Origin of the sequence: Streptomyces sp. NPDC057428 (assembly GCF_042803195.1) — a bacterium.
Classification (GTDB): Bacteria; Actinomycetota; Actinomycetes; order Streptomycetales; family Streptomycetaceae; genus Streptomyces.
In genome coordinates this window covers 25,514-48,667 of the sequence record NZ_JBHVCT010000028.1, presented here as the reverse complement: position 1 = coordinate 48,667, position 23,154 = coordinate 25,514, and the positions used below count along the sequence as shown (strand labels likewise).

Below are 23,154 nucleotides of genomic sequence, written 5' to 3'. Positions count from 1 at the left end.
CGGGCGGGTCGGTGATCACCGCGTGACGGGTCCGTGGCCCGCGTCGGGGCGGTGTGACCCTGCGGCCCGCTCGATGGCACCCTCGACCGCCTCGATCCGGTCCGCGAGCAGCCCCAGCGCCCCGACCGCCCGCGCGGCGGGATCGCCGTCCGGTCCGCCGAGCGCCTGTGCGCGCACGTAGGAGGCGGAGACCGCTGCCAGGCGCTCGGCCTGCGACGGGGTGAGTGTGCCCCGCAGGGCGGCCAGCTTCAGCAGGTTCCACTCGGCGCCGGTGGTGAGCGTGCCGGCCTCGCCCCGGTAGTGGTCGTCGACCACGGCGGCGAGTTCGGCGTCGTTCATGACGGGCACGATCCGCTCCGCGATCTTGTTCATGTCGCGGTACGACCCCTGCAGCCGGAACGGCGGCTCCGTGCGCGACGTGTCGGTCCGGGCGGCCGAGGCGATGTATGCCGCGTTCACCGCGAGGACGGTGTTCCTGGCGGTGATGAGATGGCGCAGGACGGCGACGATCCGGTCCAGCTCGGCGGGGCTGTAGGGGTGTTCCAGGCGGTCCGCCCGGACCCTCGCCCCGCCGTCGCCCGGACCGGTTCCGGACGCCGTGCGCACCAGGATGTCGAGGTCGCCGCGTGATCCGGCGGCCAGCGGAGCCAGCACGGGATTGGCGGTCAGGGCGTTCTCGACGAAGCTCAGCGCGAAGGCGTCGTCCCGGCCGCTCAGGACCTCGCCGAGGTTCCGGACGTCGGCCCGGTTGGCGAGCATGTCCGGGATGCGGAACCGCGCTCCGGACTCGGTGTACGGATTGCCCGCCATGACCACCGCGAACCGCTTCCCGCGCAGGTCGTAGCTGTGCGGCCGCCCCTTTCTCACACCCTCGACGCGCCGCGTGGCGTCGCACAGCGGAATGAACTTCTGGAGCAGCTCCGGTGAGGTGTGCTGGACGTCGTCGAGGTACAGGAGCGTGTTGCTGCCCGACTCGAACGCGAAGTTGATCTTCTCGACCTCCCGGCGGGCCGTGACCCCCGGCGCCAGATCCGGATCGAGCGAGGTCACCTCGTGCCCGAGGTTCGGGCCGCTGACCTTGACCAGGACCATCCCGAGCCGCTCGGCGACGTACTCCACGAGCGTCGTCTTGCCGTACCCCGGGGGCGACAGGAGCAGCAGCAGACCCTGCGAGTCGGTGCGCCGGTCCGTGCCGGCGGTGCCGATCTGCTTGGCCAGGCTGTCGCCGACGAGCGGGAGGTACACCTCGTCCAGCAGTCTGTTGCGGACGAAGGCCGGCATGGCGCGCGGTCTGTGGTCGTCCAGACGCAGCCGGGAGCGCTCGGCCGCGACCAGTGCCGTGCGCAGCCGCTGGTACGCGCGAAATCCGGGCACCACATGCGCCCTGAACGCGGCTGTACGGGCGAGCAGTTCGTCCAGCCGGACCGTCAGCCGCCCCCGATCCAGCCGGGGATGGTCGCCGAGCAGCCCTTCCACGGTCGCGGTCAGCGGCGCGTCGCACTCGTAACGTTCCAGCTCCGGGCAGAGCTCCACGGCGACGGCCTCCGCCAGGTCACCGGCATCCGCGTCCGCACCGCTCGTCGCGGCGTACGATCCCAGCCAGCCCTCGACCAGCCGGCGACGGGCGGACAGGTCGCCCGCGAGAGCGTCCAGGTCGTCGTCGTACGCCGAAGTGCCCACGGCACGACGGAACTTGTCCAGCAAGGTGCGGGCCCCGGCGCTCGTGACGAATCCGTCCGGCCCGCTGCTCAGCTCCTCGAAGAGATACGCGGCGACGGCGCCATCCGCCCCCATCACCCCGGCCCACTCCTCCTGGAGCGCGGCGATGGCGGGTGCCAGGCCGAAGGTGTCGCGGGCGCGGGCGAGCGAGCGGGCCTGGCGCGTCCACGAGGTACGCACGACCGCGTCGGCGGTGTGCTCCCAGAACAGCTGGGCCGTCGCGCGGTCCGAGGGCGTGAAGCGCAGCAGGCCGGCCCCGGCCCGCAGCCGCAGCAGGACGGTCAGGACAGCGAGGGCGTCCTCGTCGTGGACACCGCGCTGATACCCCTCGTCGTACGCCGTCGCCGCCGCTTCCCTGACGAGCGCCGCGAGATCCCTCCCGGCCAGGACCTCCGCGCCGTGCTCGTCCAGGAGCCGGGCGGCCAGGTGCTCGGCGCGGTACACGTCCCGGGACTCCGAGGGCAGGCGCTGGTCCCAGTAGGGCCGGGTCGCCGCGAACTCCGGGTCGGTGACCGGCGCCCGGTAGTCCGTGCCGGTGAGCGCGAAGGCGAGCCCGTCGCCGGAGGGGACCAGGGTCAGATCGAAGGGCCGGGTGTTCACCGCGAAGCGGTGGCGGCCGAACCGGATCACCGCACCGCCGTCCGCGTACAGCTCGCCGCGGTCGCGCAGGGCGCGCGCCGCCTCCTGCCGGGCGGCCTTCAGCAGGCCCTCCAGCTCCTCGGCGCGCACCGTGTCGCCGAGGCCGCGCAGTTCGGCTGCGGTGCGGCGGACCTTCTCGACCATGGGGTCGGACGCGAAGTAGGTGTGGACGGCATCCAGGTCCGCCAGGCCTGTCAGCCGCCGGGAGACGGTGTCCAGGACCCGGGCCGCCGACTCGGCGAGCCGTTCGGCGTGCCGGGCCCGGGTGTCCTGCAGCGTCTGTCTGCGGCCCGAGAACGCCTCGTACACCTCGGTGCGGCGCTCGGCGAGGCGGGCGAGGAAGCCGTCGTGCTCCGCGAACCGGGACTCCAGATTCTCCATCCGGAGCAGCACACGGGCCAGCTCGTCGTCACAGGCCTCGGGGGTCGCGGCCGACGCGAGCGCCCCGGTGACGGTCTGCCCGAGCAGCGCGAACTCCGCGGCGAACTCGGCCCGCCCCTCACGGGACACCAGCTCCCCGTGGCGGGCGTCGACGGCCGCGCGGGCGCGGTTCGTGCCGCCGAGCACCTCGGCGATCCGCTCCAGGACCGCTGTGCGGACGGTGGCGTCGCCCATGTCCAGCCCGGTGACGACGTCCGTGACCGTCCCGAGGTCCTCCGTGATCGCGGTCAGACGTTCCCCGGCCGATGTGGCGTCGGCGACGGTGCCCAGCCCTTCGGCGTCGGCGAGGATCCGCGCCAGGTCCTCGTGGTAGCCGTCGAAGGCGTCCTCTCGTGCCAGGAAGGCGACCGCCCGCCGGGCGGCGGATTCCAGGTCCCGTGCGGTCTCCTCGCGAAGTGCGTCGATGCGCTCCGTGTCGGCGTAACGCATCGTGGCGAGCGACGCCAGCCGGCCGTGGGCCCGGCGCAGCTCGGTGAGCCGGGCGACCCAGGCCGATGCCGAGTGCGGGGCCTCGCCCCGGATACGCCGTACCAGGGCGGTGAGGCCGGTGGCCGTTTCGTCGAGTGCTCCGGCGGCCTCCCGGGTCAGCTCCTGGACGGTCTCGAACTCGGCCACGATCCGGCGGGCCGTGGTCCCGAGTTCCTCCAACGGCTCGGCCAGGGAGCCCAGATCAGGTTCGGCGAGCCAGTGGTAGCGGTCCCGTGCCCGGGCGCAGTCGGCGACCAGCCGGGCGTAGACGGCGGCGGTGGGGGCCATCTCCCGCACGCCGTGCGCCAGGGCCAGGCAGTCGGAGATCCCGCGCACCAGGTCGGCGTTGCCGGTACGCGCCAGCGGTCCCGTACCGGTGGGACGGGACGCGGCACGGGTGTCCGACACGTACGGCGTCCGCCAGCGCTGCAGTGGATGGACGCGGCCCGGCCCGTCCGCGCCTTCCCGGAGAAGGATCAGGGTGCCGTCGTCGAGAAGGGCGTGGCCGCGCCCCACCAGGGGGGTGGCGACCTCCTGGCGGATCAGGTTGTAGGGGAGGAGCAGGGTGCGGCTCCCCTCGCGGGACCGGAAGACGTAGAGGACGTCCTCGCCGCCGGGGGATCGGACCGCTCCTTCGAAGACGGGATCGGCGAGCTCCTCGGTGACGTCGAAGGTCCTGGTGGCGCCCGTGGTGAGGTGGTAGCCGCCGGGGAAGATGATCCCCTGGTCCTCGGGGAGCCGCCGGCAGGCCGGCCCGATGCCGTCGAGGCGCCGCACGGTGGACAGCAGCGTGTTGAAGACGAGGTGGCGCCAGGCCTTCTCCTTGTAGGGGCGCACCCGCAGCAGGATCAGCGGCCCTGCCTCGGCGTATTCGACGGTGGCGTCGGCCAGCGACTGCAGCGGCTCGTCGACGGGCTCCTCGTGGATCCCGTCGGGGGACTCGGTGTCGTCGGCCGACTTCACGGTCAGCGTGCCGCCCAGGGTGTCGACGAACACCGTGCCGAGCACCGAGATGTGCGGGTGCCGTCCGGGCACGTGGGAGTCCCGCCCCGCGGGAGTCCAGTCGAAGTCGTGCGAGGGCGGGAACACGTGGTCGCGGTCGCCACGGGCGTCCAGGAACGCCCCGGGCGCACCGTCCGGACCCAGGGCCCAGCGCAGGACCCGGATGTCCTCGGCGGTCTCACCTGTACGGAAGACGGCGAGCAGACGCCCGCCGGCGCGCCGGAGCCGGAGCAGCCGGGCGTCCCTGTAGTAGCGGTGCAGGGCGGCGAACTCCCGCACGAACGACTCGTCTTCGAGGAGTCCCGCGCCGGATTCTTCGAGGCCGCCCTCGCGGAGCACGAGCACGTCACCGACCCCGGTGTCCCCATGAGCCCCCGGCCCCCGCTCGAACCCGAACAGCAGCCGCCCGCCCACGGCCACGAGGTCCCGGACCAGCGAGGGGTGCTCCGTGTGCACCTGCTCGGTGGCGAGCAGTTCCAGTCCGGCCGATCCGAACTCCTCGGTCCGCCGGGCATCGAGCGCTTCGGCCCGCCGGACCAGCTCGTCGGCCCGCTGCCCGAGCCGCCGCCGGAGCACCTCGTAGGCGTCGGCGTCGTCGTCGGTGAGGGTGATGCCGCTGTCCATGAGTGAGGCTCCCAAAGAGATGACGTGCGACTGTGCGGGCCACCGCCCGCCCCGGCAGCCCCTTCCGGCCGGGGGTCCCGGCACTGTTCCCGGCCCGTCCTGCCCGGCTACCGTCCCCGGCCCGGGCGCGGCGGCGCCGGCCGCCGGATCGCGCCACCGGGACCGGGCCGGGTCCCGGTGGCGCGATCCGGCAGCCGGCGGGCGTGCCACTACCCGGCGGCCGCCCCGTTGTGCGCGGCGGCCTTGGGTGAGCCGCCCGTCAGGGACGACACCGTCATCCCGGCCAGCCCCAGTTCCTCAGCCGCGGTGAGGAGTTGTCCGACCCGCCCGGAATCCGCCCCCGACGACCCCATGAGCCGCATCAGCAGGGCGGACACCGTCAGGTTCTGCACATCCCCCGTGGACACGGAACCCAGCACCCGGGTCAGGTCGTCCGTGAAGGACGACCTGCCGTCGAGCCAGGGTCCCGCCAGCGCCTGCGCGGTCTTCGAACTCCCGACGAACCCGTCCACGCTCCGGCCCATCGAGACCGAGGAGACGAGCCGGTCGAAGAAGACCGAGTCCCCGCCCACGATGTCGATGTCCGCGTTCTCCAGGCCCGTCGCCAGTACGGTCGCCTGGGACTCTGCGATCTGCCGCTGCACGTCGAACTCCGCCAGCCGGATCTCCTTCTCCGCGGCCAGCCGCAGCCGGTACTCCTCGTGGCCGCGCGACGCCTCGTCCAGCGCCGCCATCGCGGCCGCCTTCTGCGTGAGCCCTTCGGCCTCGGCCCGCAGCTTCTCGCCGATCACCGCCGCATCGGCCGTCGCCTGGGCCCGCGTACCCTCCGCGACCGCCAGTGCCTTCACACGTGCGCCCTCGGCCTCCGCCTTGAGCCGGGCCTCCGTCGCCCGGGCCTCCGCGAGGCCGGCCTTCTCCGTGACCTCGGCCTCGGCGTCACGGACCTGGACATCGGCCAGTCCGGCAGCGGCGCTCTCTGCCTGCACGGCCCCGGCGAGCCGCAGTTTCGCCTGCGCGTCGAGATCGGCGGTCTTCAGCCGGGCGTCCGCCAGGGTCAGCTGCTCGGCCGCCCGGTGGACCGCTGCGGCTTCGGCGGCCTCCGCCGCCTTGATGTCCTTGACCAGCTTCTCCTGAGCCTCGGCCTCGGCCGCGATGATCACGGACCTGCGGGTGCGCTCCGACTCCTCGACGGCCCGCAGGGTCAGGATCGACTCCTCCTGTTCGGCGACCGTGCGGTCCACCGCGATCCGCTCCCGGATGACGTCGGCGACCTCACGGCGCTCGGCCTCGACCTCCTTCGTCGCGGCGATGCGGTTCAGTTCGGTCTCCCGCTCCCGCCCGATGACCTCCAGCAGCCGGTCCTTCTCGATGCGCTCGTTCTCCACCGCGATGACCCGTTCGCGGTTCTTCTGCGCGACGGTGACCTCCCGGGCCTGGTTCTCCCGCTGGATGCCGAGCTGTTCCTCGGTGCGGATGAACGCGCTCTGCGCACCGAGCCGCTCCTCCTCCTGCACCCGGGCGGTGGCCGACTCCTCGCGTGCCCGCAGCGTCTCGACCTCGCGGCGCTGCTTGATCTCGGCCTCGGCCTGCCGGCGCTCCAGCTCCAGGATGGTCTCCCGGGCATCGACGTCCTGGCGGGTGATCTCCTTCTGCTCGGTGCGCTGGAACTCGTTGGTCCGCACGTGCTCGATCGCCGTCAGTTCGGTGATCTTCCTGATGCCCTGCGCGTCCAGGATGTTGGCACCGTCGAGCTGAGCCATCGGGGTCTGCTCGAGGAAGTCGATGGCGGCGTCGTCGAGGTGGTAGCCGTTCAGGTCGGTTCCGATGACCCGGATGATCCGGTCCCGGAACTCCTCCCGCTTGGTGTAGAGGTCGACGAAGTCGAGCTGTTTGCCCACCGTCTTGAGCGCCTCGGAGAACTTCGCGGCGAAGAACTCCTGGATGGCGACCTTGTCGCTGGCGCGCTCCGTGCCGATGGACTGCGCGACCTTGATGACATCCTCGACGGTCTTGTTGACGCGCACGAAGAAGGTGATGTGGATGTCGGCCCGGATGTTGTCCTGACAGATCAGGCCCTCGCGGCCGGTCCGCCGGATCTCGATGGTCTTCACCGAGATGTCCATCGTCTCGGCCTTGTGCAGCACCGGCAGGACGACCGCACCGGTGAAGGTGACGTCGACCTTCTTCGTCTTGGAGATGATCAGCGCCTTCCCCTGTTCGACCTTGCGGAAGAGGCGGGTGACGACGAGGAGCAGGGCGATGGTGATGAGCAGGACAACGGCGACTAGCACACCGATGCCCAGGGAGATGGCGTCCATGAAGGTCCTTGGCGGCTGGTGAGAGGTACGAGGAGAGACGGGCGCGCCCCATGCGCGCACGCGGAACCAGGCCCGGGGCCCGGAGTGTGGGAATGCGGGTCAGGCGGCCTCGCGCGGCAGCGGGTGCGGGGCGAGCGCCGCGTCGTAGGGCGAGACCCAGAAGAACTCGCCCTCGGCGTCGTACGCGTAGAGGAGTCCCGTACTGCCGGAGGTGAACACCTCAGCGGGTGCGGGCCGCCCCACCGGTCGGCGTACCTGCACGATCGCGGTCGAGCCGTCGTCCGCCGCGACCTCCGCCTGCCCGAAGTCCGAGCTGACACAACCCGTGCGGATCGTGCAGATCTGACCCACGAAGTCCTGGCGCGACGGGGGAGGTTGTGCCGGGAAGCACCGACGGAGACAGCGGACGAGCAGGCGCACCGCACCCCAGGCGGTCAGCAGAGCCCCCACCAGCACGGCGACGTGGAGAGCGGCCCGCGGCGTGCCGGTGGCGCCGGCGCGCAGGACCAGGAGGGACCCGGTGAGGCCGGTGAACCAGGAGATGACGACGAACAGCGACACCGACACCGCCACCGGAACACCGTCGAAGCCGACGGCCTCGGCGTCGAGGTCGGTGTCGAAGGAGTCGTGCCCGACCGCTCCGGCCAGCACGAGCAGCCAGAAGCAGACGACGACCACCAGTGCGGCGCCGAAGAGAACGGCCGGGAAGGCGAGTGCTGCGGAAATGAATTCGGTCATCGGGCCCACCCCCTGCGACGCCTGCGCTGCTGTACGGTCCGGGAGGTTGAAGGGACTTCGGGGGCACCGGCGCCGCGAGGCCGTGCTCGGCCCCGCAGCAACCGGTTCCTTCCCCCGTGATCCCCCGTGATCCCCCGTTGTTCCCCCGTGTGTTGCTGAACAGATCATGTCAGCCGGGGACGCCGGGTGCATTGCCGTGTTCCGGCAGAGTTCGCCGGGTCTGCCTGCCGGGCGACGGCACCGCGCCGCGTGCGCCGGCGGGGTGAACAGTGTGAGTGACGTGACGAGGAGAATGCTGTGGCGGAGCCCGAGATCCCCGAGGAGTTCCTGGCCGGCTACGCCCGGATCCTGTCCGAGGTGGCGGACACCGGCCGCCGGCTCACGCGTGACGAGCTGGAGACCCGGCGCACGCTCGGCCGCGAGGCCGCTGAGGCGGGGCACCAGCTGCGGGCCCTGGTGAGTCTGCACCTCTCAAAGACCCGCGCGGCCTGGCCGGTCACGGGCTCCGGGGCCGGTCCCGTCGGCACCGACGCGGTACTGGGTGCGGTGGAACAGGCGGTCGACGCCTTCGCGGAGGGCTTCGAGCGGGCGCAGCGCCTCACGGTGCGGCGCGAGGAGGCGGCGCGGCGGGAGTTCATCGACGACCTGCTGTACGGGCGCAGTGACCTGGGACGGCTCGCGGAGCGGGCAACCCGCTTCGGGCTGCGGCTCTCGCGGGCCCACGCCGTGGCGGTGGCCGCGGGCCCCGAGGCGTACACCGAGTCGGACGCAGTGCCGCGCGCTGTGGAGGCTGCCCTGTTCGCGCGCTTCAGCGGCCGGAAGATCCTGGTCACCACGAAGGACGGGCGCATGGTCTGCATAGCCCCCGGCAGTCAGCCGGACGTCCTGAGGTACTTCGCGAAGCAGGCGCACGCCGCGACCGACGGCGGCCAGGTCGCGGTGGGCCGCCCGCACCGCGGCCCCGGCGGGGTCGTCCACTCCTACGACGAGGCGCTCGACGCCCTGGACCTGGCGAAGCGGATGGCCCTCGACGACCCGGTGCTGTACGCGAGCGACCTGCTGGTCTACCCGGTGCTGACCAGGGACCGTCAGGCGATGGCCGACCTGGTGCGCAGCGAGCTGGGCCCGCTGAGGGAGGCGAGGGGCGGTGCGGAACCGCTGTTGCGGACGCTGTCCGTCTACTTCGACGCGGGCTGTGTCGCGGCGGAGACGGCCCGGCGCCTTTCGCTGAGCGTGCGCGCCCTGACCTACCGGCTGGAGCGGATACACCAGTTGACCGGATCGGATCCCACCGACCCGATGCACCGCTACAAGCTGCAGACGGCCGTGATCGGGGCGCGGCTGCTGGACTGGCCCGCGCGGGAGCTGTGACGCGCGGCGCCGGCCAGACGGGCCCGGGCCGCGGAAGCGTGCGAGGCGCCGGTGCGTACGGCCCGTGAATCCGGGCCGTACGCCGTGGGCGCGGTTCTACAGGTCGAACTCGTGCGGCGGCAGGTCGAGCGCGAAGCACGCCTCCCGGACGACGGCCTGCTCGGACTTGTCGAAGTCGCCGTCGGCGCCGCCGATGACGATGCCGATCTGGATGACGGCGCGGGCCTCGGCGGGCTTCTTCCTGGCCTTGCCGATCTCCTGGAGCACGCTGACCTTGCCGAAGGCGAAGTCCGCGGTCAGCTTGTCCACGTAGTCGTTGAACCGGCGCTGCAGATCGTCCGCCGGGAAGTTCCGCAGCACCTCGTTGCCTGCGATCAGCGAGGCGACGCGCTGCCGCTCGGACGGGTCGATGGAGCCGTCGGCCGCCGCCACGAGGGCGCACATGGCCATGCTCGCGTCCCGGAACGCCCCGCTCTTGAGGTCGTTCTTCTTCGCCTCCAGCTGCGTCTGCATCGTCGACGCGGATTCCTTGATCCGATCCCAAAGGGCCATGACGTCTCCATACGTAGCGTTGCCTGTGATGCGGGAACCAGTCGCACTCTACAACTGTGTAGAAGTCGGCAGGGGCGGCAGTCCGCCGGGGCGGGCACCGGCCACCGGCGGGCCACGCGCCGGTGGCCGTCCGACGCCGACGGCCCCGGGGCGGGTGCCCCGAGGCCGTGACGGTAGTGCGGGATCGCTCCGGCAGGTCCGCCGGAGGTGGCTCTCAGCCGGATTCGCGCCCGGCGTGCTCCGGAGTCAGGTCGTCGTGCGAGGGCATCGGGTCGTCGCGTGTGACGGCCTGCTTCTGCCTCTTCCCGGCCAGCGCCGCCTGCAGCCTGGAGGCGACCGGTTCCGTCCACCGGGCGGTGAGCGGCCCGGCGATCACCAGGATCAGGACGTACGCCGTCGCGATGGGCCCGATCCGCGGCTCCGTCGCCACGGCCAGACCGGCGATGACGATGGAGAACTCCCCGCGCGCGACGAGCGTGCCGCCCGCGCGCCACCGGCCCCGCGGCCCGATCCCGGCCCGCCGGGACGCGTACCAGCCCGTGCCGATCTTCGTGAAGACCGTGACGATCGCCAGCAGCGCCGCCGGGAGCAGCACGGGCGGGATCTCCGCCGGATCGGTCGACAGCCCGAAGAACACGAAGAAGACGGCGGCGAACAGGTCCCGCAGCGGCGTCAGCAGCTTGCGCGCGCCCTCGGCGACCTCGCCGGACAGGGCGATGCCGACCAGGAACGCGCCGACTGCCGCCGACACCTGGAGCTGCTGCGCCACACCGGCCACCAGCACGGTGAGCCCGAGCACGACGAGCAGCAGCATCTCCGGGTTGTCGGAGGACACCGCCCGGCTGATGAGCCTGCCGTGGCGCAGCGCGAGGTACAGCACGAACCCGACGGTCCCGAGCGCGATCAGCAGCGCGATGCTGCCGCCCGCCAGGCCGACGCCGGCCAGCATCGCGGTGAGCAGCGGCAGATAGACGGCCATGGCGAGGTCCTCGATGACGAGCACCCCGAGGATCACGGGCGTCTCGCGGTTGCCGAGCCGCCCCATGTCGGTCATCACCTTGGCGATCACGCCCGACGACGAGATCCAGGTGACCCCGGCCAGCGCGACCGCGCCGACGGGTCCCCACCCGAGCACCAGGCCGGCGATGGCACCGGGCGTCGCGTTGAGCACGAAGTCGACGACTCCGGACGGGTACTGCGTCTTGAGGCTGGTGACGAGTTCCGATGCGCTGTATTCGAGCCCGAGGAGCATCAGGAGCAGGATGACGCCGATCTCCGCCCCGATGGCGGTGAACTCCTCGCTCGCGCCGAGGGGCAGCAGACCGCCCTCCCCGAACGCGAGCCCGGCGAGCAGGTAGAGCGGGATCGGCGAGAGACCTATGCGCCCGGCGAACCTTCCGATGATGCCGAGCCCCAGAATGACGGAGCCCAGCTCCACCAGCAGTGCGGTTGTGTCGTGCACGGTCAGCCCTCCGCGATGATCTCGGAAAGCGTGTCCACGCCCTCACGCGTTCCGACGACTACGAGCGTGTCCCCGATGGCCAGCCGGAAGTCCGGGCCGGGCGACGGGTGCGCGCTGTGCGTGCGCAGGACGGCGACGATCGACGCCCCGGTCCTCATCCGCGCCCGGGTGTCCCCGAGCAGGCGCCCGCCGTACGGTGAACGGGTCCCGAGCGGGATGTGCTCGGTGACCAGGTCGATGCCCTCGGTCCGCACGGCGTCGATCGGCGCCGCGTCGATCAGGTGCGCGAGCCCGGTTGCCTCGGCCGTGGTCAGGGGCACGGAGAGCACGCACGAATCGGGGTCGTCCTGTTCGTAGAACCCGAGGAACCGTCGCCCGTCGTGATGCACGACGACCGAGATGTGCTGGCCCGACTCCGTCGTGTAGTCGTACTGGACGCCGACTCCTGGCAGCGATGTGCGGTGGGTTCCCATGACTTCCTCCCGAGGAGCACGCAGCGGCAGGGCGACGCTTTTGGTCATCTCTTTAGCTGCCCATTACCCTAACCGGGGCCGGCCCGGGGCTGCCGGGCACAGGAAACAGGGCTCCGGGCACGGCGGAGCCGCCGGTGCGGCGGCATGGTCGTCCGCCGTGGCCGACTTGGAGGACTTCGACTTCAAGGCGTTCGTCGTCGACGGCGGCCACCAGGTCTGCCACGAGTGCTCCCCGGTGCGGGACGGCGAGGACGCGCTCTTCGGCATCCACTCGCTCGACGACCTGGCACTGCACGGCGGACCTCACGCGCGTCTTCGGCGCGGAGCTGATCACGGTTGCCGGCCGGAGCGTACTCTTCGCGGCCCGCGGGCGTCACCGTAGTCGGCAGCCGAGTCCTTCCGGCTGAGCGGCTCCGGCCGCTGAGCCCTTCCGTCCGGTGTCAGGCGGGCCCGCGACCGGGCCGGGCCGCGGCACCCGAGCGGTACCGCGGCCCGGCCCGGGTGGTGTCAGTCCTTGATCTCGATCTTCTCGCCGTTGGCGGCGGGGGACGGGACCACGGCCGGCGGGGCGGTTCCGGCCGTCTTGGCCTGGAGGTTCTTCAGCAGCGCGCCCAGGTCCACACCCGTGGTGGAGTTGAGGAGTTCGATCCCCTGCGCGACGTTGTCGGTGACCGTCCGCGACAGCTGGCTGGCACCGTCCGTCGAGATGACCGTCATCTTGTCGATCGCGCTCAGCGGCTCGGCCGCCTTGGCGACGACCTGGGGGAGCACCTCGACCAGCATCTGCAGGACGGCCGCGTCACCGTACTGTTTGAAGGCGTCCGCCTTCTTCTGCATGGCCTCGGCCTCGGCGGCGCCCTTCGCGGCGATGGCGGCGGCCTCGGACTCACCCTCGATGCGTACGGCGTCGGCGAGGGCCGAGCGGTGCAGCTTCTCGCCCTGGCCGGTCAGACGGGACCGCTCCGCGTCGGCCTCGGCCTCCTTGACCTGCGCGATGCGGCGGGCTTCGGCCTCCTGCTCCGCGCGGTAGCGGGCGGCGTCGGCGGGCTTGCGGACCTTGGTGTCGAGCTCGCGGTCGGTCAGGGCCGCCTGGCGCTCGGCGACCTTCTCCTGCTCGGTGAGCACCTCCTGCTGGCGGGCGGCTTCGGCGAGGGGGCCCGCGGCGTTGGCCTTGGCCGCGGCGGCCTCGGTCTCGGCCTTGATCTCGGCCTGCTTGAGGTAGAACGTCCGCTCGGCGATGGCGATCTCCTCGGCGGCCTTCAGCCGGGCCTGCTCGGACGCCCGCCGGGCGATGGCCTCGGCGATGTCGGCCTCCTGCTTGGCGCGCGCGGCCTCCGGGCGGCCGAGGTCCTCCAGGTAGGAACCCTCGGTGGTGATGTCCTGGATCTGGAAGGCGTCCAGGATGAGGCCCTGGCCGGAGAGGCTGGCCTCGGCCTCTTCGGCGACCTGGCCGGCGAACGCGGCACGGTCGCGGATGATGTCCTCGACGGACATGCGGCCGACGATGGCCCGCAGGGCACCGGAGAGCACTTCCTGGGTGAAACCGACGATGCCGTTCTGCTGCTGGAGGAAGCGCTGGGCCGCGGCCCGGATCGCGTCCTCGCTGCCGCCGACCTTGACGATCGCGACGCCTTCGAGGTTGGACTTCACGCCTCGCAGGGTGACGGCCCCCCGCACGGCGACGGGAATGTGCCGGCTGGAGAGGTCGAGGGTGAACTTCTGCTGGACGAAGGGCACGACGAAGACGCCGCCGCCCACGACGACCTTCTGGCCGCTGTTGTCGATGCTGGTGCGGCCGGTCACCGGATCGGTGGACTTCTTGCCGCGGCGCCCGGTGATGATGAAGGCCTGGCTGGGGCCCGCGACCTTGTAACGGGTGATCACGGCGAGGGCCAGAAGAACGACAAGTGCGACGATGCCGATGACGGCGATCACTACTGGACTCATGAAGGTGTCCCCCCTGCCCCCCGACGGGACGGCAGTGTGCTCGGTTGTGCGAGTTCCGGACTGGCGTGCTGGCTCGGTGGTGTCAGCGCTCGACGGGGCGCACGGTGACCGAGGTGGTGGAGAGCGTGGCCTCCACCCAGATCTCGGCGCCGCGTTCGACCGGCACGGCGCTCTTCGCGGAGAACTTGACGGTCTGGCCCGCGAGTCGCAGCAGGACCTCGCCGTAGCCGTCGGCGGGAATCGGTGTGACCACCGATCCCGATGTGCCGATGAGATCGGCGCCGCGCGGTGTGGCGGTGGTCTGATCCCGCATCAGGGCCTGGCTGAACTTCCAGGTCAGCCAGGCCGCGACGATGCCGGCGCCGGAGCCCGCCACGAGAGCCACGGGGAGGCCGGCACCGGTGGTGCCGAGCACGATCGCACCGCCGAAGCCGAGCATCGAGAGGAAGCCGGCGACGACGGGCAGCGAGAGCAGGCCGTCGAAGAAGCCGTTGAGCAGTCCGCCCAAGGCGTCGCCCAGGAGCCCTTCGAGGATCCCGTCGAAGATCAGGGACAGGGTCAGAAGCGCGATTCCCGCAATGCCGAGACCGAGAAGAACGGTCACGCGATCACTCCCCCGGTGCCGCTGTTCCCGCGAAACGTTTCCGTCGAACTGCCTGAATGGTCCCATGCCGGATCCCGCGGTGGTACTGCCGGAGTCCGGCAGTTTTCAGCGAGTTCCGATGCCGGAGAGCTGACCGGCGAGCGTGTCCAGCGACTGGAACGTGGCGCCGAGCAGAGCGACGTGCTTCCACCTGAGCACCCCGTCCGGGCCGATCAGGAAGACGGAACGGCGCACGCCGATGCCGGGCGCCGCCACTCCGTACGCCCGGGCGGTCTCCCGTGCCTCGTCGGCCAGCAGCGGCATGCGCAGGCCGTGGCCGCGGGCGAAGTGCTCATGACTGTCCACACCCTGTGGACTGATCCCCCAGACCTCCGCGTCGAGGCCCTCGAAGGTCTCGAGGCCCGAGGAGTAGGAGCAGAGCTGCTTCGTGCAGACGGCCGTGTTGTCGCCGGGGTAGAAGGCGAGCACGACGGCCCGGCCGCGGGCGGCGGAGAGTGCGTAGTCGGCCCGGGCGAAGGTGTCGTCGGTGAGCACGCCGCCCGGAAGCGTGAAGTCGGGGGCGGGCCGGCCGGTTCGGGGTCCTGACGCCATGTCGGCGCCTCCTTTGCTCGCGTACGGGAAGGGGTCCATGCGTCCTACGGTGAACGGCACTTCCCCCGCATAGACACGTCCGACCCATCCGCAGGCCGACCCGCACCGAATACGGGGAGAACGCGGGGCGCCGCCCCGCACCCCGATCCGGAGGTACGTGTGGCCGAACGACCGCCGTCCGCAGCGGTGCTCATCCTCCACGGCGGCTACGAGACGGGCCTGGCGGCACCCGCGCCGGGGGCTCTCAACCTGCCCGGCCTGCGCATGCTGCCGGTATCGCGCGCGGTGTCCAACGCGGTCCGCGGCGACTCCGGGGTGCGCGTGCAGCGCGTGCGGTACACGCACCGGGGCTGGAACGGTGCGCGGAAGGACCCGCTGCACGACACCGTGCGCGTGCTGGACGACCTCCGTCGCGAGGCGGGTGACATCCCGGTCGTCCTCCTCGGACACTCGATGGGAGCCCGCGCCGCCCTGCACGCGGCCGGCCACCCCCTGGTCCGCTCGGTGGTGGGCCTCGCCCCCTGGTGTCCGCCGGGCGACCCGGTGACACAGCTGGCCGGCCGCGACGTCGTCCTGCTGCACAGCACCCGGGACCGGGTGACCAGCCCTCTGGCGTCCCAGTCCCTCACGGCCAGGGCCCGCCGCGCGGGCGCCCGTACCTGCCTGGTGACCATCCCCGGCAGCGACCACGCGATGATCCGCCGCGCCCCGGCCTGGCATCATCTCGCGGGACTGCTCGTGACCGGTCTGCTGGGGATGGAGCCGGTGCCGGAGCAGGTCGGGGCGGCGCTGGATCTGCCTCCCGGGGCGCCCGTCTCGGAGGGGACGCTGTCGCTGGACGGGCTTGACGCCGGTGCGTCGCGGTCACGGAGATGCGGGGCGGCGCGCGGCGACAGACGATGAGGATCCGGGTGCCGGACCGCCCGTGAAGGGCCGAAGGCTCCGCACCCGCCGGGCAACGATCCGTCTGGAGGCTCCGTTGCAGGCCGAAGAGCATGCCGCCCCGCCGTCCTTCGACGTGACAGTGACGGCCGGTCTCGTCGGGGGCAGCCCGGCCGGAGTAGCGGTGTTCGACACCGAGCTGCGTTACGTCTACGTGAATCAGGCACTAGAACAGCTCAACGGTGTGCCGGCCGCCGCGCACCTCGGCAGGACCATGGCCGAGGTGCTGCCCGAGGTCGACGGGCGGACCGACCTGATGAGCCAGGTCCTGACCGACGGGCGGTCCCGCGAGTTCACCACCAGCGGCCGGACCTGGGCGGACTCCGCCGTGCGCCGCAGGTACTGGAGGGTCGCCTGCCACCGCGCCGAACGGGACGGGCGCGTGCAGGGCCTGGTCTCGATCGCCCAGGAGATCACGGCCACCAGAACCCAGCACGAGGAGCTGGAGCGCGCCCGGAGCTATCTGACACTGCTGGACACCGCCGCCGTCAGCATCGGAACGACGCTCGACGTGGAGGCGACCTGCCAGGAACTCGCCGAGTTCGTGGTGCCGGTCATGGCCGACGTCGCCATGGTCGAGACGATTCCCGCGGAGGACGGGCACCCGAGGCGCGAGCCGCCCCCCGGAGTGCTGCGGCTGCGGCGGTCGGGGGTGGCCGCCGTCCCCGGACTCGCCGACCTGGTGGACCGTTTCGGCGGCGCGGGGGTGGACGTCGAGTACCAGGAAGGCACCGCGGTGCCCCGTTGTCTGGCGGCCGACCAGCCGGTCATCGAGGACCTGGCGGGAGACGAGCAGCTCATCCGTTCGCTGCTCACCCCGGAGCGGTTCGCCGCCTACCGGGCCATCGGGCTCCACTCGGCGGTCGTCGTACCGCTCACGGCGCGCGGACGTCCGCTGGGGGCGCTCACTCTCCTGAGGGCCGGGGGTTCGCCGCCCTTCACCGAAGGGCTGGACGTCGTCGTCGCCAGGACCCTCGCCGGCCGTGCGGCCGTGGACGTGGACCACGCGCACCGCTACACGCACGAGCACCACGTCGCCCGGGAACTCCAGCGGTCCTTGCTGTCCGAGCCGCAGGGGCCGGACCGCGGCATCGAGATCGCCTCCCTCTACCTGCCCGCGGGGGTCGGCGCGGTCGTGGGCGGGGACTGGTACGACGCCATCCCGCTCCAGGGGGGACGCCACCTCAAGGTGATGGGCGACGTGATGGGCCATGGGGTGGAGGCCGCTGTCGCCATGAGCAACTACCGCTCGATGCTGCGGATCATGGCCGACGACGACCAGCCGCCCCACCGCATCCTCGAGCGGCTCGACAAGGCGGTCGAGCGGTCCGGCCTGGACCGGGCGGCGACCTGCCTGGTCGCGGTCGTCGACCGGCGGCGGGGCGTCTGCGAAGTGGCCAGCGCCGGACATCCGCCGCCGGTCTTCATCGACCCCGGGGCGCCCCGGGCGCGCGTGGCACGGGTGCCCGTAGGGCCCCCGCTGGGCACGGGCGTGGGCGGGTACAGGACCGCGGTCGTGCCGTGCGGCCCCGGGACGGTGCTGTTCATGTACACCGACGGTCTCGTCGAACGCAGAGGTGAGGACATAGACGTGTCGATCCAGCGGCTCGCCGGGCTCACGATGCCGGCGAGCGGGCGGCTCGAAGACCTGCTGGACGAGATCGTGGACCGTTTCGCGGACGCTGCCGAGGACGACATCGCCGTACTCGTCTCACGGAGCCGCGACCACTGAAACGCGAGCTCCGCGCTGAGGCGCTGTCGGTGGCGGATGCGAGTATCCACCGCATGGAACCTCTCCTGCTCACGGACGTCGAGGCCGCAGTCCGCGCCGGCTGGGACGCGGACACCACCACGCCCGAGTACCGGTCGCGCTGGAGCGCGGACAATCCCGCGCGGGACCAGTGCGGGGTGACCGCCCTGGTGATCCACGACCTGCTGGGCGGCGAGCTGATCCGGGGCGAGGTGAGCGTGGGCGGCGAGCGCGTCGACTTCCACTGGTGGAACCGTCTGGGCATGGGCATCGAGGTCGACCTGACCCGGGAGCAGTTCGAGGTGCACGAGACCGTCTCCGGCGGCGTGGTGATCGAGCGGCCGGCCGAGATCGTGCGCCTGCGCGCGGAGTACGAGCTGCTGCGCGACCGGGTGCTGGAGCGGCTGAGGGCGCGGGCACGTGACGAGGCGCCGGACCCGGTGGCCTGATGGCTGCGGGTCGGGGCGGTCCTTTCCGGGCGGTCCCTCCTGGACGGCCCACCGGATCGGGGGCCGTGGGGGTCGCGGCCATGGTCAGTGGCCTCGGTCAGGCGGTCTGCTTCCGGGAGCGTCCGCGCAGCCGGCGCAGGATGAGCAGGGCGGACGTGACCAGGGGCAGCAGCCCCGCGAGGGCGTTCGCCGTCGTCAGCCTGTCCTGGTCGCCCCGTGTCCTGCGAAGCTGCTTGAGGGAGCGCAGGACCGCGAACGCGCTGCTGCCCAGGCTGAGGATCAGACCGGCCTTGGAGTTCGTGGGTGTCCTGGGCATCTGGGTGCCTCCCGGTGGCATCGCTGCACGGCCCCCTGTCCACGTAACCGGGTCGGGGGCGGGTCCGCAATCGGGGCCGGATGTCACGGCAGCCGGGTGTGGGCGTCGCGGGCGCACGTGAAGTAGCCCTTCACGACGGGGGATGCGTGAAGGGCTACGCGTGAAGTATGACCGTTCGAGGGTCCGCCGACAACTGACCGGTCGGTCAGCGCTGTTGGGCCGGTCACGTTGTCGCGAGCCGTGTCATGAGGGTGTCGTGCGGCGAGCGGTGACGTGCGGGCGGCGCGGGAGCAACGGAAACCTCCTCCGGCCGCAATAGACATGACCTACCACTACACCTAGGGTTTCTTGTGCAGCCAGGCCATATCGAGGGCCGGTGCACAGCAGAAGAGGTGCAGATGACCCCGGAGTCCCCGTCGCATGCCACGGACCGTCTCGACGACGACGACTACCCCGCGTACACCATGGGGAGAGCCGCGGAGATGATCGGTGCGACACCGGGCTTCCTCCGTGCCATCGGTGAAGCCCGACTGATCACGCCCCTGCGCTCGGAAGGCGGCCACCGCCGCTACTCGCGCTACCAGCTGAGGATCGCGGCGCGCGCCCGCGAGCTCGTCGACGGCGGTACGCCCATCGACGCGGCGTGCCGCATCGTCATCCTGGAGGACCAGCTCGAAGAGGCCCTTCGTCTCAACGAGACGCTGCGGCGGCCCACGGCAGGCGGCGGCGCCGATTCCTGACCGACGTACCGGCGTATATCTGTTTCGGTCGGCACAGAAATACGCGCAATGGCCGGTGAGGGTTTATGTCGTGTGCGGATCACTGCCGCGCCAGTGATATGGCGTACAGCTCGCACGTGCCCGAATCGTGCTACGGTTGATCTCAGTTGCAGTTGTGGTTCCCAAAACTTCAAGTGCTCTCGCCGTTTTCACTCCGGCGGGTGCTCTTTTGTATTTCCGGTCTCTTCCGGACGGGGCAATCATTTGCGGCGACGGAGGGCTCGCACAGTGCGGGCCCTCGGGCAACGCCCCGAAGGAGATATGACATGGCTACTGGCACCGTGAAGTGGTTCAACTCGGAAAAGGGCTTCGGCTTCATCGAGCAGGAGGGTGGCGGCGCTGACGTCTTCGCCCACTACTCGAACATCGCCTCCTCCGGCTTCCGTGAGCTGCAGGAAGGCCAGAAGGTGAACTTCGACGTCACGCAGGGCCAGAAGGGCCCGCAGGCCGAGAACATCACCCCCGCCTGATCACTCGGGCGTACGGCGCAGCTGGGGCCCGCACCTTGGGGTGCGGGCCCCAGCTCGTTGTGTTTTTCCGGCCGCGACCGGTCTCGTTGCGGCCGTGAGGTAATTCCGGGTGTGCGCAGTTCGTGCGCACCGGTTATCTGCAGTCATATGGAGTGCCGATTCCGGCTGGTTGATCCGGCGGACGGGCTTCGTTATTCGATATTTCATCGGCTCGTTCTTGCGATTCTTGGCGCCGTACATGGCTGCAGCCGCCCGGAAAGAATCCCTCGACACGTGCCATTCGAGGGAAAGGTTCTCCATTGAACCGCGATCGCACATCTCGCACTGACGACCGATTCTCCCGGACGCGCTCCGGCGGATCCTCAGGTGGAAGCCGCACGGCGAACGGATTCCGTTCGGCGGGCTCCGGCCGGCAGGGCGCCACAGGCGGCTACCAGGGCCGTTCCGGCGCGCCGAAGCGTTCCGGCGGCTACGGCCGCCGCTCCTCCGCCGTCACGGGTGAATTCGCCCTGCCGGTGACCATCACCCCGGCCCTGCCGGCCGCGGAGACCTTCGCGGACCTCGACATGCCGGAGCCCCTGCTGGCGGCGCTGACCGCCGAGGGCGTGTCCGTGCCGTTCCCGATCCAGGCGGCCACCCTGCCGAACTCGCTCGCCGGCCGGGACGTCCTGGGCCGTGGACGTACGGGTTCGGGAAAGACGCTCGCCTTCGGCCTGGCCCTGCTGGCCCGGACCGCCGGCAACCGCGCCGACGCCCGCCGCCCGCTGGCCCTGGTGCTGGTCCCCACCCGTGAGCTGGCACAGCAGGTGACCGACGCCCTGACGCCTTACGCCCGGTCCCTCAAGCTCCGGATGGCCACCGTCGTCGGTGGCATGTCGATCGGCCGCCAGGCCAGCGCGCTGCGCGGCGGCGCCGAAGTCGTGGTCGCCACCCCGGGCCGGCTCAAGGACCTCATCGAGCGCGGCGACTGCAAGCTCGACCGGGTCGCCATCACCGTCCTCGACGAGGCCGACCAGATGGCCGACATGGGCTTCATGCCCCAGGTCACCGAGCTTCTCGATCAGGTCGGCCCCGACGGCCAGCGCATGCTGTTCTCGGCCACCCTCGACCGCAACGTCGACCTGCTGGTCCGCCGCTACCTGCACGACCCGGTCGTCCACTCCGTGGACCCCGCGGCCGGTGCGGTGACGACGATGGAGCACCACGTGCTCTACGTCCAGGGCGCGGACAAGTACGCCACGACCACCGAGATCGCCGCCCGTGAAGGCCGGGTGATCATGTTCCTCGACACCAAGCACGCCGTGGACAAGCTCACCGACCACCTGCTGAACAGCGGTGTGCGTGCGGCCGCGCTGCACGGCGGCAAGTCGCAGCCGCAGCGCACCCGCACCCTGGACCGGTTCAAGACGGGCCACGTCACCGTGCTCGTCGCCACGAACGTCGCCGCCCGCGGCATCCACGTCGACAACCTCGACCTCGTCGTCAACGTCGACCCGCCGAGCGACCACAAGGACTATCTGCACCGCGGCGGCCGTACCGCACGCGCCGGGGAGTCCGGCAGCGTCGTCACGCTGGTGCTGCCCAACCAGCGCCGCGAGATGACACGCCTGATGGCCGACGCCGGGATCACTCCGCAGATCGCCCAGGTCCGCTCCGGCGAGGCCGAGCTCAGCCGCATCACCGGAGCCCAGGCGCCCTCGGGCGTCCCGGTCACGATCACCTCGCCGGTGACCGAGCGCAAGGGCGGCGGTTCCGGTCCCCGGAGCCGGCGTGGCGCGCGCCCGGGTCAAGGCCGTCGTTCCAACGCCAACACGGCTACTCCGCAGGCACGCGCCGCGGCGGTACAGCGTCGGTCCAACAAGGCCGCGTAGTCACGGACGGCCGCCCGGCCGATCCTTTCCGGCATTCTCTCCGACCTTGTTGAGGCACCATGCGCTGTGTCATCGCCCGCTTCCCGTTCGATCTGTTCAAGAACGAGGTCGAGGCCTCGATGAAGGGCATCAAGCCCGAGCCCGTCACCGGTGACGCGGTGGTCATCGCCCGTCGTGTCTACCCCGTCAAGCAGGTGGGCGAGATCATCACGCGGCAGGACCGTCGTGACTTCAGCGCGGCGGAGGTGACCAGGGCGCTGTCGCGCCTCGGCTTCACCTGCCGCCCCGCGGAGGTGCCCGCACCCGCGGTGCCCCTCACGCCGTTGGAGAACGCGTCGGCCCTGCTCGGAACCCCCGGCGACGTCTGAGTCCGCAGGCACCGCCCCTCCGCACCCCCGCGCCCGAAAGGGCCGGGGGTGCGGTGCGTCCGGGTGCCCCCGGAGCGGGGGTCAGGACGTCGGCACGGGTTTCCTGGCGCGGTCGAGCCGGGGCTCGACCGCGTAGCGGAAGGCGCGGCGCACGGGCGGCGTGCAGAGGAGGGTGACCATGGCGGCGGCGGCGACGGACACCAGGAGCCGGCCCGCGGGCCTGGAGACGAGCTCGGCGTCGAAGAGGTCCAGCTTGACCCGGTTCGTCCGTCGCTCATGGACTGGACCGCGTCCGGTAATCACGGGGCGGGCACGCTCCGACAGGGCAAAAACAGCACAAACGGTTGGTTACTGTCATATGTCGAGACCGGGGTGACTGTACGGGACGGCCAGGTCCGGGCCGCCGACGTACCCGGGTGCGGGCTGCGGGGCCGGGATCGCGCGGCTGTGGTCGCGGCCCCGCCGGCCTGCCAGACTGCGCGCATGAGCGATCTACTCAACGACAGAGTCGTCCTGATCACCGGGGCGAGCAGCGGTATCGGAGCGGCGGCGGCACGCGTGTTCTCCCAGGAAGGCGCGACGGTGGTCCTGGCTGCCCGCAGGGAGGAACGACTTGCCTCGCTGGTAGGGGAGTTGAAGGGCAAGGGGGCCACAGCGTCGTACGTCGTCTGTGATGTCACGGTCGCCGAGGACGCCGCCCGCGCTGTCGGCTTCGCGGTCGACACATACGGGCGTCTGGACTCGGCGTTCAACAACGCTGGCCTCGGCGGCGACCGAACTCCCCTGCATCTCATGGGTGATGACGTCTACGACGCGGTGATGGACGTGAACGTCCGCGGCGTCTGGAACAGTCTGCGGGCCGAGATAGCGGCGATGCTGCCGAACAAGGGCGGCTGTTCCATCGTGAACAACAGCAGTGTGGGCGGCCTGGTGGCCATTCCCGCCGCCGCCCCCTACATAGCGGCCAAGCACGCTGTCGTCGGTCTCACCCGGGCCGCGGCGGACGAGTACGCCCAACAGGGCATCAGGGTCAACGCCGTTGCGCCCGGAACCACGCGCAGCGAGATCACGGCCGACTGGTTCGGGCGCAACCCCGGGCTGGAGGAGATGGTCAACAGCCGTACACCGCAGGGCCGTACGGCCGAGCCCGAGGAGATCGCCAACGCCGTGGCGTGGATGCTCAGCGACCGGTGTCCCTTCCTCACGGGCACGGTCATGCCGGTGGACGGCGGCTTCATCAACCAGTGAGCCGCCGCCCGG

At 71.4% G+C, this 23,154-nt stretch carries 21 protein-coding genes; 10 read left to right on the top strand and 11 right to left on the bottom strand.

The annotated features are described in order from the left end of the window. Positions 1–15 precede the first annotated feature (15 nt). From ACFU5K_RS14075 to ACFU5K_RS14065, 3 genes are all read right to left on the bottom strand, one after another. Positions 16–4,893: a DNA repair ATPase gene (locus tag ACFU5K_RS14075; protein WP_384060475.1), complete on the bottom strand. Its 4,878-nt coding sequence runs from the start codon at positions 4,891–4,893 to the stop codon at positions 16–18. 209 nt (positions 4,894–5,102) lie between these two features. Then, positions 5,103–7,211 (bottom strand): flotillin family protein, encoded by a 2,109-nt coding sequence (locus tag ACFU5K_RS14070; protein ID WP_384060472.1) that lies wholly within the window; start codon positions 7,209–7,211, stop codon positions 5,103–5,105. A gap of 99 nt (positions 7,212–7,310) precedes the next feature. After that, the gene (locus tag ACFU5K_RS14065; protein ID WP_384060470.1) at positions 7,311–7,949 is read right to left on the bottom strand and encodes a hypothetical protein; all 639 of its coding nucleotides are present in this window, start codon (positions 7,947–7,949) and stop codon (positions 7,311–7,313) included. A gap of 297 nt (positions 7,950–8,246) precedes the next feature. Between ACFU5K_RS14065 and ACFU5K_RS14060 the strand changes: the two genes are divergently transcribed. After that, a complete protein-coding gene (locus ACFU5K_RS14060; RefSeq protein WP_384060467.1) occupies positions 8,247–9,320 on the top strand; it encodes a PucR family transcriptional regulator in 1,074 nt (357 codons plus the stop codon). A gap of 96 nt (positions 9,321–9,416) precedes the next feature. Here the strand turns inward: ACFU5K_RS14060 and ACFU5K_RS14055 are convergent, their stop codons facing one another. The 3 genes from ACFU5K_RS14055 to ACFU5K_RS14045 all read right to left on the bottom strand — a co-directional run bounded on the left by ACFU5K_RS14055 (position 9,417) and on the right by ACFU5K_RS14045 (position 11,807). Continuing rightward, on the bottom strand, positions 9,417–9,872 hold the full coding sequence (locus ACFU5K_RS14055; RefSeq protein WP_384060464.1) for a tellurite resistance TerB family protein: 456 nt from the start codon (positions 9,870–9,872) through the stop codon (positions 9,417–9,419). Positions 9,873–10,086: 214 nt separating this feature from the next. After that, entirely contained in the window at positions 10,087–11,334 is a 1,248-nt protein-coding gene (locus ACFU5K_RS14050) for a cation:proton antiporter (protein ID WP_384060462.1), read from the bottom strand. 2 nt (positions 11,335–11,336) lie between these two features. Then, positions 11,337–11,807 carry a cation:proton antiporter regulatory subunit gene (locus tag ACFU5K_RS14045; RefSeq protein WP_384060532.1) on the bottom strand — a complete coding sequence of 157 codons (471 nt, stop codon included), beginning with the start codon at positions 11,805–11,807 and terminating at the stop codon, positions 11,337–11,339. 157 nt (positions 11,808–11,964) lie between these two features. Here ACFU5K_RS14045 and ACFU5K_RS14040 point away from each other — a divergent pair, with 157 nt between their 5' ends. Continuing rightward, positions 11,965–12,189, top strand: a complete 225-nt coding sequence (locus tag ACFU5K_RS14040; RefSeq protein ID WP_384060459.1) for a DUF6892 domain-containing protein — start codon at positions 11,965–11,967, stop codon at positions 12,187–12,189. Positions 12,190–12,314: 125 nt separating this feature from the next. On the opposite strand, the gene ACFU5K_RS14035 is transcribed toward ACFU5K_RS14040, so the two are convergent. From ACFU5K_RS14035 to ACFU5K_RS14025, 3 genes are all read right to left on the bottom strand, one after another. Continuing rightward, positions 12,315–13,754, bottom strand: coding sequence for a flotillin family protein (locus ACFU5K_RS14035; RefSeq protein WP_384060457.1), 1,440 nt, complete (start codon positions 13,752–13,754; stop codon positions 12,315–12,317). 82 nt (positions 13,755–13,836) lie between these two features. Continuing rightward, a complete protein-coding gene (locus ACFU5K_RS14030) occupies positions 13,837–14,358 on the bottom strand; it encodes a hypothetical protein (RefSeq protein ID WP_384060455.1) in 522 nt (173 codons plus the stop codon). Between the two features lie 105 nt (positions 14,359–14,463). Further along, on the bottom strand, positions 14,464–14,949 hold the full coding sequence (locus ACFU5K_RS14025; protein WP_384060452.1) for a peroxiredoxin: 486 nt from the start codon (positions 14,947–14,949) through the stop codon (positions 14,464–14,466). 159 nt (positions 14,950–15,108) lie between these two features. Here ACFU5K_RS14025 and ACFU5K_RS14020 point away from each other — a divergent pair, with 159 nt between their 5' ends. The 3 genes from ACFU5K_RS14020 (at position 15,109) to ACFU5K_RS14010 (ending at position 18,090) form a co-directional block, all read left to right on the top strand. Then, positions 15,109–15,852, top strand: coding sequence for an alpha/beta hydrolase (locus ACFU5K_RS14020; RefSeq protein WP_384060449.1), 744 nt, complete (start codon positions 15,109–15,111; stop codon positions 15,850–15,852). 76 nt (positions 15,853–15,928) lie between these two features. Further along, positions 15,929–17,623 (top strand): SpoIIE family protein phosphatase, encoded by a 1,695-nt coding sequence (locus ACFU5K_RS14015; protein WP_384060446.1) that lies wholly within the window; start codon positions 15,929–15,931, stop codon positions 17,621–17,623. A 53-nt stretch (positions 17,624–17,676) separates the two neighbouring features. Next, a complete protein-coding gene (locus ACFU5K_RS14010; RefSeq protein WP_384060443.1) occupies positions 17,677–18,090 on the top strand; it encodes a hypothetical protein in 414 nt (137 codons plus the stop codon). 97 nt (positions 18,091–18,187) lie between these two features. Here ACFU5K_RS14010 and ACFU5K_RS14005 read toward each other — a convergent pair whose 3' ends face one another. After that, positions 18,188–18,406, bottom strand: coding sequence for a hypothetical protein (locus ACFU5K_RS14005; protein ID WP_384060440.1), 219 nt, complete (start codon positions 18,404–18,406; stop codon positions 18,188–18,190). 398 nt (positions 18,407–18,804) lie between these two features. Here ACFU5K_RS14005 and ACFU5K_RS14000 point away from each other — a divergent pair, with 398 nt between their 5' ends. The 4 genes from ACFU5K_RS14000 (at position 18,805) to ACFU5K_RS13985 (ending at position 21,894) form a co-directional block, all read left to right on the top strand. Then, a complete protein-coding gene (locus ACFU5K_RS14000; RefSeq protein WP_384060437.1) occupies positions 18,805–19,146 on the top strand; it encodes a MerR family transcriptional regulator in 342 nt (113 codons plus the stop codon). A gap of 305 nt (positions 19,147–19,451) precedes the next feature. After that, entirely contained in the window at positions 19,452–19,655 is a 204-nt protein-coding gene (locus ACFU5K_RS13995) for a cold-shock protein (protein ID WP_327117007.1), read from the top strand. Between the two features lie 299 nt (positions 19,656–19,954). Further along, on the top strand, positions 19,955–21,526 hold the full coding sequence (locus ACFU5K_RS13990; RefSeq protein ID WP_384060433.1) for a DEAD/DEAH box helicase: 1,572 nt from the start codon (positions 19,955–19,957) through the stop codon (positions 21,524–21,526). Between the two features lie 59 nt (positions 21,527–21,585). Next, positions 21,586–21,894, top strand: coding sequence for an SCO5918 family protein (locus ACFU5K_RS13985; RefSeq protein WP_384060431.1), 309 nt, complete (start codon positions 21,586–21,588; stop codon positions 21,892–21,894). Positions 21,895–21,975: 81 nt separating this feature from the next. On the opposite strand, the gene ACFU5K_RS13980 is transcribed toward ACFU5K_RS13985, so the two are convergent. Continuing rightward, positions 21,976–22,197 carry a hypothetical protein gene (locus tag ACFU5K_RS13980; RefSeq protein WP_384060429.1) on the bottom strand — a complete coding sequence of 74 codons (222 nt, stop codon included), beginning with the start codon at positions 22,195–22,197 and terminating at the stop codon, positions 21,976–21,978. 180 nt (positions 22,198–22,377) lie between these two features. Here ACFU5K_RS13980 and ACFU5K_RS13975 point away from each other — a divergent pair, with 180 nt between their 5' ends. After that, positions 22,378–23,142, top strand: coding sequence for an SDR family NAD(P)-dependent oxidoreductase (locus ACFU5K_RS13975; RefSeq protein ID WP_384060426.1), 765 nt, complete (start codon positions 22,378–22,380; stop codon positions 23,140–23,142). The last annotated feature ends 12 nt before the right edge of the window (positions 23,143–23,154 follow it).